Source organism: Undibacterium sp. MH2W, assembly GCF_049340215.1.
Taxonomy (GTDB): Bacteria; Pseudomonadota; Gammaproteobacteria; order Burkholderiales; family Burkholderiaceae_D; genus Undibacterium.
In genome coordinates, this window is the sequence record NZ_JBMPPA010000005.1 from 291,190 (window position 1) to 304,562 (window position 13,373).

A 13,373-nucleotide genomic window follows, 5' to 3' on the forward strand; every position below is an offset into this window, starting at 1 on the left:
AATTAAATCGTGAGTTGTGCTTCTTCATTCAGCTCCGCGCCAATCTCTAAAGACCAAATAATCAGTAGAGACACGCCAACCCACACGGTATCACCAACAATATTCGCAAGAATCATGAAGAAATCACTGCGATGACCCGCATTGAAAAACATTAAGCTATAAATCAGCGTGACCGTTTGCACCACGTAGAAAAATAGATTGCTGAAGACAGCGGCATGAAAGGCAGCGCGGGCATGACGAACGGCGTTTTTATTAAAAATTTCTCCACTGCGAAAACAGGTCAGCAACTGATTAAGTTGCACCATGACATATTCGAGCGTCGCAGCAATCAACAATGCGGTCAACGTAAGAAGAATTCTCGCCCCAAAGGTAATGCCATGCGCGCCCAACGCTTGCCAAAAGTCATCCGTCGTTCGAATGCTTTGCAGAACCACTTGTGAAGCCGTGAAATCACCGGCTGGCGCATGGATCCAAATGACCAGCACGGCGACAAGACAAAGAATTGGCACTATGCAGATGAACGCGACAGTAAACCAAATCAAATAGGAACTCACTTTGGCAATAGCACTAGTTCTAGAGGGCAGAAGGCGTTCCATGAGGAAACTCCAAGAATGATTGAAATTAAAATCATTCTAGTCGACATTTCACTTATTTCAACCAATTTTTATCGTTTATCGATAATTTAATATCGATAAATAGAAAAATAGATCAAACGTATCAAAAGAACTCTCTCCGTTGTCCTAGGTTTAATCCGCCCCCTGCATCCATGCCTTCAAGCCATTGACCCATTTTGCAGCGGGTAGCTTCATCGTCAGGCGGATTTCTGTGGCACGTTCGTAGAGTGCATCAAAATCAACCGAAGGAGACTGCTTAAAAGCGATCGCTACCGTATTGGCGTCATGGACCATCGGTAACCAAACGACAGCGTCAAATGCAGCCTCTAAGGCTTCTAAATTCGCAGTACAGTTCGCTTCATAGTTATCGGGATTGCCAAACAGATTCACAGTTAGCATCCCGTCCTCCGTCAAACAATCTGCACATGCCTGATAAAACGCGGGACTCCCCAATGCCGGCGCTTCGGCTGCGGCATCATATAAATCAACCTGCAAGATATCGAGGGTGCCGTGATGCCGCTCGTCCGTCACGAAATCCATGGCGTCCATTTCGATGACCTGCAAACGCTCATCATTTGCAGGCAATTTGAAATAGTCGTAACAGGCCTGAATGACATGCGGGTTGAGTTCAATGGCAGTGACTTTCGCTGTCGGGAATTGTCGATAACAACACTTGGTGAGTGCCGCGGCGCCTAGTCCCAACTGAGCGATGTGGCGAGGATCTTTTTTGAACAGCAACCACATCATCATCTGCTGTACGTATTCAAGCTCAATCTGATCGGGCATCGCCAATCGCATCGAACCCTGGATGGCATCGGAAGATAAGTGCAGATTACGCACCCCAATAAACTCAGAAATACTGACTTCAGGATGCGTTTGCGCCCGTTGCTGTGCGCGGTACAAATTAATCGCCTGTTTCACGTCGCGATCACTCCCGGCCAATCGCTGAGCTGCTCAATGGCATCCATTTTTTTCCAACTTGGGCGTGTTGTAATCAGTTGCACGAGGCGACGAAGCGCTGGCCATTCAGTGGCAGGCTTTGGCATGTTGCGTGACCACCGCATCAACATGCATAACAATAAATCGGCCCCTGAAAATTGTTCACCAAGCAAGTAAGGCCCCTGCTGCGCAAGGTGGGCATCAATCTGGGAAAAGATCTTTTCAATTTTATGTTGCAATGCTTGCCGCACTGGTTCTGGGTGCTCTTCGGAACCAAGATCACGCGGATAAAACCAGAAGCGAAATGCAGACTGCAGATCGTTACTCAAATAAACAATCCACTGGCGCCAGCGATCATGGTCAACACTGCCCAGCGGCGGCGTTAATCCTGCCTCGGGATGTCGCTCTGCCAATAACATCAGGAGGGCAGCCGATTCAATGTAGGGCTTTCCATCAATGATGAGAGTTGGCACGACGCCATGCGGATTTAATGCCAAATAGGTGGGGTCCTTTTGCTGTTGGGATTCAAAATCGACCAACTTTAATTCATGGGGCGCACCAATTTCTAACAACGCCAAATGCACCACCATGCTGGCAGTGCTCGGGCAATAATACAGTGTGTACATCGTCGGATTTCCTTAGGAGGGTGAATGAGATGGCTGACCACAAACCGGACAGGCCGGATTTTTTTTGATACCAATACGTGTCCACTCCATGCTCATTGCATCGAGCATGAGTAAGCGTCCAGAGAGTGTTCGCCCGATCTGCATCACGACTTTTAAGGCCTCTGCTGCTTGCATTGTGCCAATGATACCAACGAGCGGTGCAAAGACGCCCATGCTGGAACAAAGTACTTCTTCAAATTGCTGCTGGGGTGGGAAGACGCAGGCATAGCACGGTGCGTTCGGGTCTCGTTGGTTGAAGACGCTGATCTGACCATCAAAACCAATCGCCGCACCAGAGACCAGTGGAACAGCATGTTTGACACAAGCGGCATTGACTGCGTGGCGAGTGACAAAATTATCACAGCAATCAAGCACCACATCGGCACCTTGCACTAACTCGTCGAGCCGCGCACCTTCGGCACGCTCTTGTAATGCAATGACGGTGATCTCTGGATTGATCTGTTGCAGACTTATTTGACCGGATTCCACCTTCGGTTTGCCGACCCGCTCTGTCGTGTGCAGAATCTGACGCTGCAAATTGGTTAAATCGACGGTGTCGTTATCGACCAAAGTAATCTGCCCTACACCAGCACTAGCAAGGTAAAGCGCGGCAGGTGATCCTAAGCCCCCCGCACCCACGATCAGCACGCGGGCTGCATTGATTTTTTCTTGCCCTTCAATACCAATCTGTTCGAGCAGAATATGGCGTGAATAGCGCAAAAGTTGATTATCATTCATCAGACTAAGCAATACTGTAAAAAGAAAAGATGCCTCAGCGAATGGTGACCGCACATGGCATAACGAAGAGCAGATAATAAAAAGGCCGCTGTGCGGCGGCCTCTTTCACTTTACAACACCTTATTTCTTCTTATCAGACTTGTTGTTTTTATCATCCGCATCTGGCTTCTCTGCTTTCTCTGCTTTCGCCGGTTTGTCGGATTTATCTGCTTTGTCTGACTTATCACCGTCCTTGTCACCGTCTTTATTTTCTTTGACGTCTTTTGGTTCAGTGACTTTGACTGGCAATCCTTTGAGATGGTTCAGGGCTTGGGCTAACTGATAGTCATCCTTGCTACCATACTCTAAAGGCTTACTTTTCTTCGCCAATGCAATAAGGCGCTGTTCTTCTTCAAGCTCATCGACTTTTGGACGTGTGACTTCCGCTTCTTTATCGTTCGACAGATGCTTTTGCAAATCTGCTTCACGGGTACGCAGACTATTGAATCCATCACCCTCTGCCGTTTCTTCTACATTGAAGTCTGGCACGATTCCTTTTGCCTGAATCGAGCGTCCGTTCGGTGTGTAATACCGCGCTGTCGTCAACTTGACGGCGGTATCTGCTGAAATCTGGCGAATGGTCTGAACCGACCCCTTACCAAAACTTTGCGTACCAATGATCGTTGCACGTTTGTAGTCTTGCAATGCACCAGCGACGATCTCCGAAGCAGAAGCAGAGCCAGTGTTGACGAGCACTACCATCGGTACATTTTTGATGGCCTCAGGCAATTTAGCCAATGGATCGCTCGACGTACGGGCTGTGTAAAATTCGCGTTTTGCGTAGAAAGTCGCCTTAGAATCAGGCAACTGACCGTTCGTTGAAACAACTGGCACATCTTTTGGCAAAAACGCAGCTGCAACACCAACAGCACCTGGCAACACGCCGCCCGGATCATTGCGTAAATCCAGTACTAAACCTTTGATGGCGGGATCCTGCGCATAGAGCATCTGAATCTTTTTCGCCATGTCTTCGACGGTCGGTTCTTGGAATTGCGAAATACGCAACCAAGCATAACCAGGCTCCACCATTTTTGCTTTGACGCTTTGTTGCTTGATCAACTCGCGCGTAATCGTCACGATAATTGGTTTATCTTCATTCTTACGAGCAATGGTCAGTGTGATTTTGGTGTTAGGCTCACCACGCATTTTTTTGACCGCTTCATCCAGCGATAAGCCTTTGACGGGTACTGAATCGAGGCGTGTAATCAGATCGCCTGGTTTGAGACCAGCACGATAGGCAGGGGAGTCTTCGATAGGCGAAATGATTTTGACGTAACCATCTTCCATGCCGACTTCAATTCCCAGACCCACAAATTTACCTTGTGTGCCCTCTTTCAATTCTTTAAACGCTTTTTTGTCGAGGTAGGCTGAATGGGGATCCAGCGAATTCACCATACCTGCAATCGCTTCGGATAACAGTTTGCTGTCATCAACAGGCTCAACGTAATCGGATTTAATCAGGCCAAAGACATCGGCAAGCTGACGCAGCTCTTCGACGGGGAGCGGGCTCGTGGCACTTTTTTGCGCCATGGCTGAAAACTGCATGGATGCTGCCACGCCTGCGACCATACCCAGGCCGATTAAACTGAAATTCTTAAATTTGCTGCCCATGTTTCACCTAAAGCCTATTTAACGACGATCCAGTTAAGCGGATCAAATACCCGTCCTTGATGACGGATTTCAAAGTATAAACCTGATTGCTCATTGCCGCCGCTGTTTCCCGCGCTGGCAATCACGTCACCGGCTTTGACCATGTCTCCGACATGTTTCAAGACGGCTTGATTGTTACTGTACAAACTCCAATATTGATCACCGTGATCAACAATGACCATATTGCCGTAGCCTTTGTACCAGTCAGCAAAAACGATCTTTCCTGGCGCAATGGCTTTGATCTCTGTACCTTCTGGGGCTTTGATAAACAAGCCTTTCCAGCTCGGACCATCGCCACGCTTGGACCCGAAGCGCGCCAGAATATCGCCCTTCACCGGTAAATGCATTTGGCCTTTCAAGCGTTCAAACTCGCCAGAGGGGGTGGCTTCCACCCTGGTTTTCTTGGGTGGCTCATCCGCATCAATCGCGTTTGGATTGCTTGTCGTGCCTGCACTATTCGTGTTGCCAGCAGTGACTGTCGGCGCTGGGGCAGGCTTTTTACCCGCTTTTTTATCCAACGCCGCCTGCGCTGCCTGTCTTGCTTTCTCTTTTTGTGCTGCTGCAAGCCGTTCCTGGCGCTGCTTTTCCTCGCGCTCGGCACGCTCTTTGTCCGCCTTGGCCTGCTCTTCAATCAACTGATTTAAACGTGAGACCAGATTACTGAGCCTTTGTTCATCTTTTTGTAAATTATCTGCTTGTTTTTTTTGTGCATAGAGTTTGTCAGATAATTGACTGACAAGAGCAGCGTGTTTTTTCTTTTCTTTTTCTAATGTTTCTTTTCGTTGCTTTTGTTCTTCAGCAATGTCGTCCAAATCGGCTTTGGCGTCTTGGGCATCTTGGGTATTTTTTTCAACAGCTTGGAGTGTGCCACGCAGGCGATCGATCATTTTTGCCTGTGTTTGTGATACGTAGCCCATGTACTGCAAATCGCGGTTGATGCGGTTTGGATCATCGCCTGATAGCAACAATTTGATACGATCGCTGTCGCCACGCATGTACTGGCTGCGCAAGAAACGAGAAAGCTGGGCCTTCTGTTTTTCTACCTGGGCTTTGAGCTCAATTTGCTGCTTCAGCAGTTGTTGCAGCTTTTCTTCGGTATCGATCTGTTCCTGTTGGAGATCGCGCAAAGAACGATCCGCCTCCGAGATTGCCTGCTCAGATTCCGCTAAAGCATCGCTCGCGTGGTCTTTGGCGCTCTCGGTTTTATTAATATCGGTTTTCAGCGATTTTAATTTTTGTTGTAATTCTGCACGCGCCGCCTCTGCTTGGGCCTTTTGTTGCGTTCGCGCATTACTCGCGCCCAGACTGAGACACGCTGTACCTCCAAAAGCGAGGCACAGCGTAGCAGATAACAATAAACGGGTCGGTTTTTGCATTCAGGCTTATTTAGACTTACCTTGGCTAGCAACCGCTTTAAGCGCAGCATCAATGGCTGCTTGGTCGCCGAGGTAGTAATGCTTGATTGGTTTCAAGTCAGCATCAAGCTCGTAGACTAAAGGCTGACCATTCGGAATATTGAGATTAACGATATCGTCGTCGCTAATACCATCGAGCATTTTAATCAACGCACGCAGACTATTGCCATGCGCAGAAATCAAAATACGCTTACCGGCACGAATGGCTGGCGCAATACTGTCATCCCATGCAGGCATCACACGTGCAACGGTATCTTTCAGACACTCTGTCAGCGGGATTTGTGCACGGTCCAAACCAGCATAGCGTGGATCATTGAAGGAGGTGCGATCATCATCTTCTGCCAACGGATTTGGCGGTGTATCGTAGCTGCGACGCCATACCAATACTTGCTCGTCGCCGTACTTCGCTGCGGTTTCCGCTTTGTTCAAGCCTTGCAACGCACCGTAGTGACGCTCATTTAAACGCCAATCGTGCACAACCGGCAACCACATCAGATCCATCTCATCGAGAGTGCCCCACAGTGTACGGATCGCGCGTTTCAGAACGGACGTATAAGCAACGTCAAAGGTGAACCCTGCTTCTTTGAGCAATTTACCTGCTTGTGTCGCTTCGGCGACACCCTTGGCCGTCAGATCAACATCGGTCCATCCTGTGAAACGGTTATCGAGGTTCCAAGTGGATTCGCCGTGGCGCATTAAAACGATTTTATACATGATGTGGTAGTAAGGTAGTGGTTAGTAGTCTTTAAAATTACTGCGCGCATACGAACAATGGGGTATTCATGCGTTAAATAATATGCGTCTTCAGCATCTATTTTATAATGACGAGCTTCTGATAACCATTTTTACTACTGGAAAACTGTGAAATTCATTCTTGATAATATCTTTCTGATCGGTATTGCCCTTATTTCTGGTGGTGCGTTGTTGTTTCCGTTGCTGCAAAATCGTGGTGCCAAAGTGTCCCAATTGCAAGCAACCCAGTACATGAACCAGGGTAAAACCCTCGTACTGGACGTTCGCGACGCCGCAGAATTTGCCGAAGGTCACTTGCCAAACGCAAAAAACATTCCTCTGGCAGAATTGAATAATCGTTTAAAAGAAATTGAAAAATCAAAAAATACGGTAGTCATTACCGTGTGCGCAAAAGGCATGCGATCAGCGACTGCGACAGCATTGTTGACCAAAGCCGGATTTGCCCAGGTGTTTAGCCTGGAGGGTGGCACTGAAGCCTGGAAAACCCAGGGTATGCCCATTATTAAATAAGTTGGAGTAATAACATGACTGCTCAAGTTTTGATGTATAGCACCGCGGTTTGCCCCTATTGTGTCATGGCAGAACGTTTGCTGAAATCCAAAGGCGTGGAAGAAATCGACAAGGTCAGAGTCGACCTCGATCCCGCTGTGCGCGAAGAAATGATGACCAAAACAGGTCGTCGTACCGTGCCGCAGATTTATATCGGCGATACCCACGTCGGTGGCTTTGACGACCTTTCTGCGCTCGACCGCGCTGGAAAACTCGACGCACTATTACATCCCCAAGCTTAACGCACGTTATTGCGGCAAACTGACCAGCACAAACAAATAACGATTGCCATAAAGAAACAGGCGATCGTTGTTTGGCGTGCTGGTTTTTTTTCAGCTTTCTTTGAGATTTTTAAAGGATTTTACCCAGACTGGTGCGGTAAATTGCTGTTTCTGGGGTCTACTTGCTACAATATGCCCGCGCGATCTTGAAATGGTCATAAATGGCCTTATCTGTCAGTCTCGCTGTTCAATGTCAGGGCTTACGTCACATTGTCCAGGCTAGGCGACACGATGGCGACGAAGGCGGTACAAGAATACGACGAGAAGCCATATCGCCGTTGGGGCGGTTTTGTGTAAGTCCTCATTAATTAATCTTTTAGCATTTTAGAAAGTCTCACATGTCTGACGAAAATCTGCAGCCCGTATTCCAAATTCAACGCGTTTATCTGAAAGATTTGTCGCTTGAACAGCCAAACTCTCCAGCTATTTTCCTGGAACAACAGGCGCCTGCTATCGAAGTTTCCGTTGACGTTGGCTCCGAGCAGCTGGCTGATGGTATTTTCGAATCCACAGTGACTGTCACCGTAACAGCAAAAATCGGCGACAAAGTAGCGTTCCTCGTCGAAGGCAAGCAAGCAGGTATTTTCGAAGCACGTAACATTCCTGCAGATCAACTCGACCCATTGCTGGGTATCGGTTGCCCAAATATCGTCTATCCATATCTGCGCTCTAACGTCGCTGATGCGATTACACGTGCTGGTTTCCCACCGATCCATCTGTCTGAAATCAATTTTGAAGCGTTCTACGCGCAGCGTTTGCAAATGGCTGCTGAACAAGCAAAATTGGCAGCAGGCGGTAATTCCGAAGCGCCAGCAACTATCCAATAATTTCTCTAAACCGACGTGGTCCGATGTAATGAGTTCGGGCCACCTAGGTTGTGAAAGCAGTCCATGCGTCGTTTGATCACTATATGCAGTGTCGGTATGCTGGCTTTGATGGTCAGCATCGGAGCGCAGGCCATTGAGTTCCGTTCTGTCGGTGCTTCACCGATTGTGATGTACGATGCGCCGTCCCAAAAAGGGGGCAAGTTGTATGTCGCCCCCCGTGGGATGCCATTAGAAGTCGTCTTTACATCGGGTGCATGGAGTAAAGTCAGAGATATGTCAGGGGATTTAAGTTGGGTTGAGTCGAAAGACTTAGTGACCCGTCGTAACCTGATGGTGCGTGTTGCTAACGCACAGATTCGCGATAAAGCCGATGAATCCTCTGCTTTAGTATTTACTGCAGACAAACATGTATTACTGGAAATGGCAGAACCAGCGGCAAATGGCTGGGTCAAAGTCAAACACCGCGATGGTCAAGCGGGATACGTCAAAATCAATGAAGTCTGGGGACTATGATCGTCCGCAACGTCATTTAGTGCTGTACGATCTCTTGCTGCCACTTGCACTGCTTTGCTAGTGAGCGAATAACATCATAAAAAGGACAGCATGCTGTCCTTTTTATTTAACACCACATGCCGTTCAATTTGAATATCGGGTAGGACCATGAACATCAGCGTATTGGGCGCAGGCGCCTGGGGCACGGCAGTTGCCATTGCTTTGACAGCCAAAAATAATGTCCTGTTATGGGGACGCAATGCAACCGCGATGCAGCATATGGCAAGCACACGTGACAATGCGACCTACCTGCCTGGACACCCTCTGCCCGCCACTCTTGACATCACCGCCGATTTTGAACGCGCGGTACGTCATGCGAGCGGCGCACAAGATCTGCTGGTGATTGCCACCTCCGTATCAGGATTGCGTCCGACATTAGTCGCCTGTCAACCTTTTGCGCCCCACAACGTAATTTGGTTGTGCAAAGGTTTCGAAGAAAACACCCAGCTATTACCGCATCAAATCGCCAAAGAGCTTCTCGGCGACAATATCAATACTGGCGCCTTGTTGGGCCCGTCCTTTGCCCAAGAGGTCGCAAAAGGCATGCCTTGCGCCTTGACGATCGCCTCCCATTCACAGGATCTGTGCCGATTAGTTGTCCAAGCATTACATGTCAATGCAATGCGGGTGTACTCCAGTGACGATCTGGTCGGCGTCGAAGTGGGGGGTGCAGTCAAAAATATTCTCGCCATTGCAACCGGCGTAGCGGACGGCATGGGACTCGGTCTCAATGCACGCGCAGCGTTAATGACACGCGGTTTAGCTGAAATTTCACGCCTTGGCGTGGCCCTCGGCGGAAAAGCGGAAACGCTGATGGGTTTGACTGGTGTTGGTGATCTCATCCTGACGTGTACGGGAGACCTGTCACGCAACCGTAAAGTCGGCCTCGCCCTCGCTCAAGGAAAAACACTAGCAACGATCGTACAAGAACTCGGTCACGTCGCTGAAGGCGTCCGTTGCGCCCAGGCGGTACGCGGATTAGCAGCCAAACTGGGAGTCGATATGCCGATTACTAACGCAGTCGCGGGAGTATTATTTGACGGTATCTCGGCCACCGATATGATAGGACGCTTGCTTTCTCGTGATGCCAAGCAGGAAACGCTGTAACACATCCTTTCCTTGTCTTCGCATCGTCTCGCCCACGACGACGCACTAGCGTCGGTATTGTGGCGTCAAAAAAACGCGCTGGATCACATGCTCGGGAACCATCTGCTGACGAAGAAAATCCATGGCACCCGCCTGACCCAGCACGGGCTCATAGTTGACGCCAATATCCACTAAAAAACGCGTTACCAGATCCCGTCTTCTCAACGGCAACACATGTTTGCGGTGCGCCTTACGGCGTCGACAACCTGGCATGGCAATCTCCCTCTAGGATGGATGCTTCCTAGTGTAGATGAGGAAAAGCGTTGACACCAGACCTTTGACGATAAATCCGTACGCGATGAATCAGTAAACCGGCGCGAAACGCGCGCCGGTGATTGTTCTGCGCACTTAGGCAATCAGATCAGTCGCCGCTACGAAAGCAGCAACCATCGCCTCTAAGCCTTGCTGATCTTCTACCGAAAAACGATTGAGACGTGGGCTATCGATATCAAAAACGCCATACAAAACGCCATCCTTGATCACCGGAATCACGATTTCGGAATTAGAAGCTGAATCACACGCAATGTGTCCAGGGAAAGCATGGACATCTTCCACAAGAATCGTTTTACGTTGTGCGGCGGAGGCACCGCAAACGCCGCGGTTAAAGGGAATGCGGGCGCAGGCAACTTTGCCTTGGAAGGGTCCCACCAACAAATCGTTCGGGAATTCAGGGGTCGGATGATTCGCTGGCGTGCACAAATAGAAGCCAGCCCAGTTGAGGTCGCTAATGCTGTGGTAGACCAAGGCAGAAAACTGAGCCGCGTTGGCAGTCAGATTTCGTTCGCCCTCTAAAATACTGCTGACCTGACGTGCGAGAAGAGCGTAATCAGGTTTTTCGCTTGCGGCGGCGGTTTCAAACATTGTCGTTCCCGTTATGGTGACTATCATTCTGTGCGGCATCGCTTGTCAGACCGCACAAAGATGGTGGTGTTAGTGTTGGTGTCGCTACTGCTGTAGATGGTAATGCTGGCGTGACGGTAGTTTTGACAGCTGATGCAACGGCTGTGGCATGTTTGGCCGCCGACGCTAATTTCGTCGGATGTTTTGCAGGAAAACCCGGCGCCATCGCAGGACGACGCTGGTTTTTCAGATGTGCAGGCATCTGCGCAGGCTCCACTCGGAACTGCATCCGCTGCCGGGTCGCTAATGCTTTATTTGCCATTCGCCGTCCTGTCCGTCACGTTACGCTTTATTTTACAGTACGTAGCGCGACAGATCTTCGTTCACAGACAACGCCTGCAAACGTTGATCGACGTACGCTGCGTCAATCGTCATGGTTTTCCCGCTATGTTGATGGGCGTCGAATGAAATTTCTTCCAGCAACTTTTCCATCACCGTGTACAAGCGACGCGCTCCAATGTTTTCTGTGGTTTCATTGACCGCGTAGGCAATCCCGGCCAGTCGTTCAATGCCTTCTGGCGTAAAGTCGACCGTCACGTCTTCCGTTGCCAACAAGGCTTGATACTGCCGTGTCAGACAAGCATCTGTACTGGTCAAAATGCGCTCAAAATCGGCCACAGATAAGGATTCGAGTTCAACGCGAATCGGGAAACGGCCTTGAAGCTCAGGAATCAGATCGGACGGCTTGGCAAAATGGAACGCACCAGACGCAATAAACAAAATGTGATCTGTTTTGATCATGCCGTATTTGGTATTCACGGTCGTACCCTCGACCAATGGCAGCAAATCACGTTGCACACCGGCGCGCGACACCTCAGCGCCGCCTACTTCAGAACGGGAGGCGATTTTGTCGATTTCATCAAGAAAAACGATCCCGTTCTGCTCGACGTTACGAATCGCTTCTTGCTTCAGATCGTCTTCATTGACCAGTTTTGCCGCTTCTTCTTCGGTGAGTAACTTTAACGCTTCTTTGATTTTGAGCTTACGTGCTTTTTTCTTTCCATTTCCCATTCCTGAGAACATGGTTTTGATCTGTTCCGTCATTTCTTCCATGCCCGGTGGTGCCATGATCTCCATGTGCGTCACTGGCTCTGCGACTTCGATCTCAATTTCTTTGTCGTCCATCGCGCCTTCACGCAGGCGTTTGCGGAATGTCTGACGGGTTGTATTGTCAGGCTGGGTGGTTTCCGCATTTTCTGGATGAATACCAAAATCGCGTGGTGGTGGTAACAGAATATCGAGGATACGGTCTTCAGCAGCGTCTTCTGCGCGTGCGCGGACTTTACGAGTCGCCGCCTCGCGGGTTTGTTTAATGCCAATATCGACCAAATCGCGGATGATGGTATCCACATCCCGTCCCACATACCCTACTTCGGTAAATTTGGTTGCTTCAATCTTGATAAAAGGGGCATCTGCTAACTTAGCTAAACGACGTGCGATTTCCGTTTTACCAACGCCAGTAGGGCCAATCATGAGAATATTTTTTGGCGTGATTTCGTGACGCAGGGGCTCTTGCACCTGCTGACGACGCCAACGATTACGTAAGGCAATCGCTACTGCGCGTTTGGCTTTGGACTGACCGACAACATGTTTGTCTAACTCAGAAACGATCTCTTGCGGAGTCATGTTCATAGTAATTCCTATCTCTTCCTCTGCGAGACGCTACCGCGTGTGGCAGAGAACAGGTTATATCATTGTTAATATAGGCGCGGGAAAATGCGCGTTATTCCAGTGTCTCAATCGTATGAGACAGGTTGGTATAGATGCACAACTCACCCGCAATCGTCAGTGATTTTTTCACGATGTCCACTGGTGATAGGTCGGTATTTTCAAACAAGGCAATTGCGGCTGATTGGGCAAACGTTCCGCCAGAACCAATGGCACCGATGCCTTGGTTGGGCTCCAACACATCGCCATTACCGGTAATGACGAGCGTGGTGTCTTTATCTGCCACCAACAACATGGCTTCAAGACGACGCAGCATACGATCTGTGCGCCAGTCTTTGGCCAATTCGACCGAAGCGCGCATGAGATGACCTTGATGTTTTTCTAATTTGGATTCGAAACGCTCGATCAGCGTAAAAGCATCTGCAGTGCCGCCTGCAAACCCTGCTAATACTTTGTTGTGATACAGCTTACGTACTTTACGCGCTGTACCTTTCATGACGATGTTGCCGAGTGTGACCTGACCGTCGCCACCAAGTGCGACAACATTGCCGCGTCGTACTGTCAGGATTGTTGTTCCGTGAAATTGTTCCATAAATGACCTCATGCATGTTTGAAACCTACATTTGCTTTATGAGAA

General features: G+C 49.2%; 17 protein-coding genes. 5 read left to right on the forward strand and 12 right to left on the reverse strand.

The window, feature by feature from the left end; translation table 11 throughout:
- Positions 1 to 2: 2 nt before the first annotated feature.
- From ACO0K2_RS14255 to gpmA, 7 genes are all read right to left on the reverse strand, one after another.
- Positions 3 to 596: a DUF2975 domain-containing protein gene (locus tag ACO0K2_RS14255; protein ID WP_423019923.1), complete on the reverse strand. Its 594-nt coding sequence runs from the start codon at positions 594 to 596 to the stop codon at positions 3 to 5.
- A 150-nt stretch (positions 597 to 746) separates the two neighbouring features.
- Entirely contained in the window at positions 747 to 1,535 is a 789-nt protein-coding gene (locus tag ACO0K2_RS14260) for a spermidine synthase (RefSeq protein WP_423019926.1), read from the reverse strand.
- On the reverse strand, positions 1,532 to 2,179 hold the full coding sequence (locus ACO0K2_RS14265) for a glutathione S-transferase family protein (RefSeq protein ID WP_423019928.1): 648 nt from the start codon (positions 2,177 to 2,179) through the stop codon (positions 1,532 to 1,534). Before ACO0K2_RS14265 ends, ACO0K2_RS14260 begins: the two co-directional genes overlap by 4 nt.
- 12 nt (positions 2,180 to 2,191) lie before the next feature.
- The gene (locus ACO0K2_RS14270; protein WP_423019930.1) at positions 2,192 to 2,956 is read right to left on the reverse strand and encodes a HesA/MoeB/ThiF family protein; all 765 of its coding nucleotides are present in this window, start codon (positions 2,954 to 2,956) and stop codon (positions 2,192 to 2,194) included.
- Positions 2,957 to 3,076: 120 nt separating this feature from the next.
- A complete protein-coding gene (locus tag ACO0K2_RS14275; RefSeq protein ID WP_423019932.1) occupies positions 3,077 to 4,606 on the reverse strand; it encodes a S41 family peptidase in 1,530 nt (509 codons plus the stop codon).
- A gap of 14 nt (positions 4,607 to 4,620) precedes the next feature.
- Positions 4,621 to 6,021 (reverse strand): peptidoglycan DD-metalloendopeptidase family protein, encoded by a 1,401-nt coding sequence (locus ACO0K2_RS14280; RefSeq protein ID WP_423019934.1) that lies wholly within the window; start codon positions 6,019 to 6,021, stop codon positions 4,621 to 4,623.
- Positions 6,022 to 6,027: 6 nt separating this feature from the next.
- On the reverse strand, positions 6,028 to 6,774 hold the full coding sequence (gene gpmA / locus ACO0K2_RS14285; RefSeq protein ID WP_423019936.1) for a 2,3-diphosphoglycerate-dependent phosphoglycerate mutase: 747 nt from the start codon (positions 6,772 to 6,774) through the stop codon (positions 6,028 to 6,030).
- 147 nt (positions 6,775 to 6,921) lie between these two features.
- Between gpmA and ACO0K2_RS14290 the strand changes: the two genes are divergently transcribed.
- From ACO0K2_RS14290 to ACO0K2_RS14310, 5 genes are all read left to right on the forward strand, one after another.
- Complete coding sequence (locus tag ACO0K2_RS14290; protein WP_423019938.1) at positions 6,922 to 7,323, forward strand: rhodanese-like domain-containing protein; 402 nt, start codon at positions 6,922 to 6,924, stop codon at positions 7,321 to 7,323.
- Positions 7,324 to 7,337: 14 nt separating this feature from the next.
- A complete protein-coding gene (gene grxC / locus ACO0K2_RS14295) occupies positions 7,338 to 7,604 on the forward strand; it encodes a glutaredoxin 3 (RefSeq protein WP_423019940.1) in 267 nt (88 codons plus the stop codon).
- A 377-nt stretch (positions 7,605 to 7,981) separates the two neighbouring features.
- A complete protein-coding gene (gene secB / locus ACO0K2_RS14300; protein WP_423019942.1) occupies positions 7,982 to 8,470 on the forward strand; it encodes a protein-export chaperone SecB in 489 nt (162 codons plus the stop codon).
- A gap of 63 nt (positions 8,471 to 8,533) precedes the next feature.
- On the forward strand, positions 8,534 to 8,983 hold the full coding sequence (locus ACO0K2_RS14305) for an SH3 domain-containing protein (protein WP_423019944.1): 450 nt from the start codon (positions 8,534 to 8,536) through the stop codon (positions 8,981 to 8,983).
- A 147-nt stretch (positions 8,984 to 9,130) separates the two neighbouring features.
- A complete protein-coding gene (locus ACO0K2_RS14310) occupies positions 9,131 to 10,129 on the forward strand; it encodes an NAD(P)H-dependent glycerol-3-phosphate dehydrogenase (RefSeq protein ID WP_423019946.1) in 999 nt (332 codons plus the stop codon).
- 45 nt (positions 10,130 to 10,174) lie between these two features.
- On the opposite strand, the gene ACO0K2_RS14315 is transcribed toward ACO0K2_RS14310, so the two are convergent.
- From ACO0K2_RS14315 to hslV, 5 genes are all read right to left on the reverse strand, one after another.
- Entirely contained in the window at positions 10,175 to 10,381 is a 207-nt protein-coding gene (locus ACO0K2_RS14315; RefSeq protein ID WP_423019948.1) for a hypothetical protein, read from the reverse strand.
- A 135-nt stretch (positions 10,382 to 10,516) separates the two neighbouring features.
- Positions 10,517 to 11,029, reverse strand: coding sequence for a GAF domain-containing protein (locus ACO0K2_RS14320; protein ID WP_423019950.1), 513 nt, complete (start codon positions 11,027 to 11,029; stop codon positions 10,517 to 10,519).
- Positions 11,022 to 11,330, reverse strand: a complete 309-nt coding sequence (locus ACO0K2_RS14325; RefSeq protein WP_423019952.1) for a hypothetical protein — start codon at positions 11,328 to 11,330, stop codon at positions 11,022 to 11,024. Before ACO0K2_RS14325 ends, ACO0K2_RS14320 begins: the two co-directional genes overlap by 8 nt.
- A gap of 32 nt (positions 11,331 to 11,362) precedes the next feature.
- Positions 11,363 to 12,700, reverse strand: coding sequence for an ATP-dependent protease ATPase subunit HslU (gene hslU / locus ACO0K2_RS14330; RefSeq protein ID WP_423019954.1), 1,338 nt, complete (start codon positions 12,698 to 12,700; stop codon positions 11,363 to 11,365).
- A gap of 91 nt (positions 12,701 to 12,791) precedes the next feature.
- The gene (hslV, locus tag ACO0K2_RS14335; protein WP_212680124.1) at positions 12,792 to 13,328 is read right to left on the reverse strand and encodes an ATP-dependent protease subunit HslV; all 537 of its coding nucleotides are present in this window, start codon (positions 13,326 to 13,328) and stop codon (positions 12,792 to 12,794) included.
- Between the last annotated feature and the right edge of the window lie 45 nt (positions 13,329 to 13,373).

Coding starts and splice junctions, on each gene's coding strand:
- gpmA (WP_423019936.1), bottom strand. CDS start 6,774: ATGTATAAAATCGTTTTAATGCGCCACGGCGAATCCACTTGGAACCTC.
- ACO0K2_RS14305 (WP_423019944.1), top strand. CDS start 8,534: ATGCGTCGTTTGATCACTATATGCAGTGTCGGTATGCTGGCTTTGATG.
- hslU (WP_423019954.1), bottom strand. CDS start 12,700: ATGAACATGACTCCGCAAGAGATCGTTTCTGAGTTAGACAAACATGTT.
- ACO0K2_RS14310 (WP_423019946.1), top strand. CDS start 9,131: ATGAACATCAGCGTATTGGGCGCAGGCGCCTGGGGCACGGCAGTTGCC.
- ACO0K2_RS14315 (WP_423019948.1), bottom strand. CDS start 10,381: ATGCCAGGTTGTCGACGCCGTAAGGCGCACCGCAAACATGTGTTGCCG.
- ACO0K2_RS14275 (WP_423019932.1), bottom strand. CDS start 4,606: ATGGGCAGCAAATTTAAGAATTTCAGTTTAATCGGCCTGGGTATGGTC.
- ACO0K2_RS14270 (WP_423019930.1), bottom strand. CDS start 2,956: ATGAATGATAATCAACTTTTGCGCTATTCACGCCATATTCTGCTCGAA.
- ACO0K2_RS14320 (WP_423019950.1), bottom strand. CDS start 11,029: ATGTTTGAAACCGCCGCCGCAAGCGAAAAACCTGATTACGCTCTTCTC.
- grxC (WP_423019940.1), top strand. CDS start 7,338: ATGACTGCTCAAGTTTTGATGTATAGCACCGCGGTTTGCCCCTATTGT.
- hslV (WP_212680124.1), bottom strand. CDS start 13,328: ATGGAACAATTTCACGGAACAACAATCCTGACAGTACGACGCGGCAAT.
- ACO0K2_RS14265 (WP_423019928.1), bottom strand. CDS start 2,179: ATGTACACACTGTATTATTGCCCGAGCACTGCCAGCATGGTGGTGCAT.
- ACO0K2_RS14280 (WP_423019934.1), bottom strand. CDS start 6,021: ATGCAAAAACCGACCCGTTTATTGTTATCTGCTACGCTGTGCCTCGCT.
- ACO0K2_RS14325 (WP_423019952.1), bottom strand. CDS start 11,330: ATGGCAAATAAAGCATTAGCGACCCGGCAGCGGATGCAGTTCCGAGTG.
- ACO0K2_RS14255 (WP_423019923.1), bottom strand. CDS start 596: ATGGAACGCCTTCTGCCCTCTAGAACTAGTGCTATTGCCAAAGTGAGT.
- secB (WP_423019942.1), top strand. CDS start 7,982: ATGTCTGACGAAAATCTGCAGCCCGTATTCCAAATTCAACGCGTTTAT.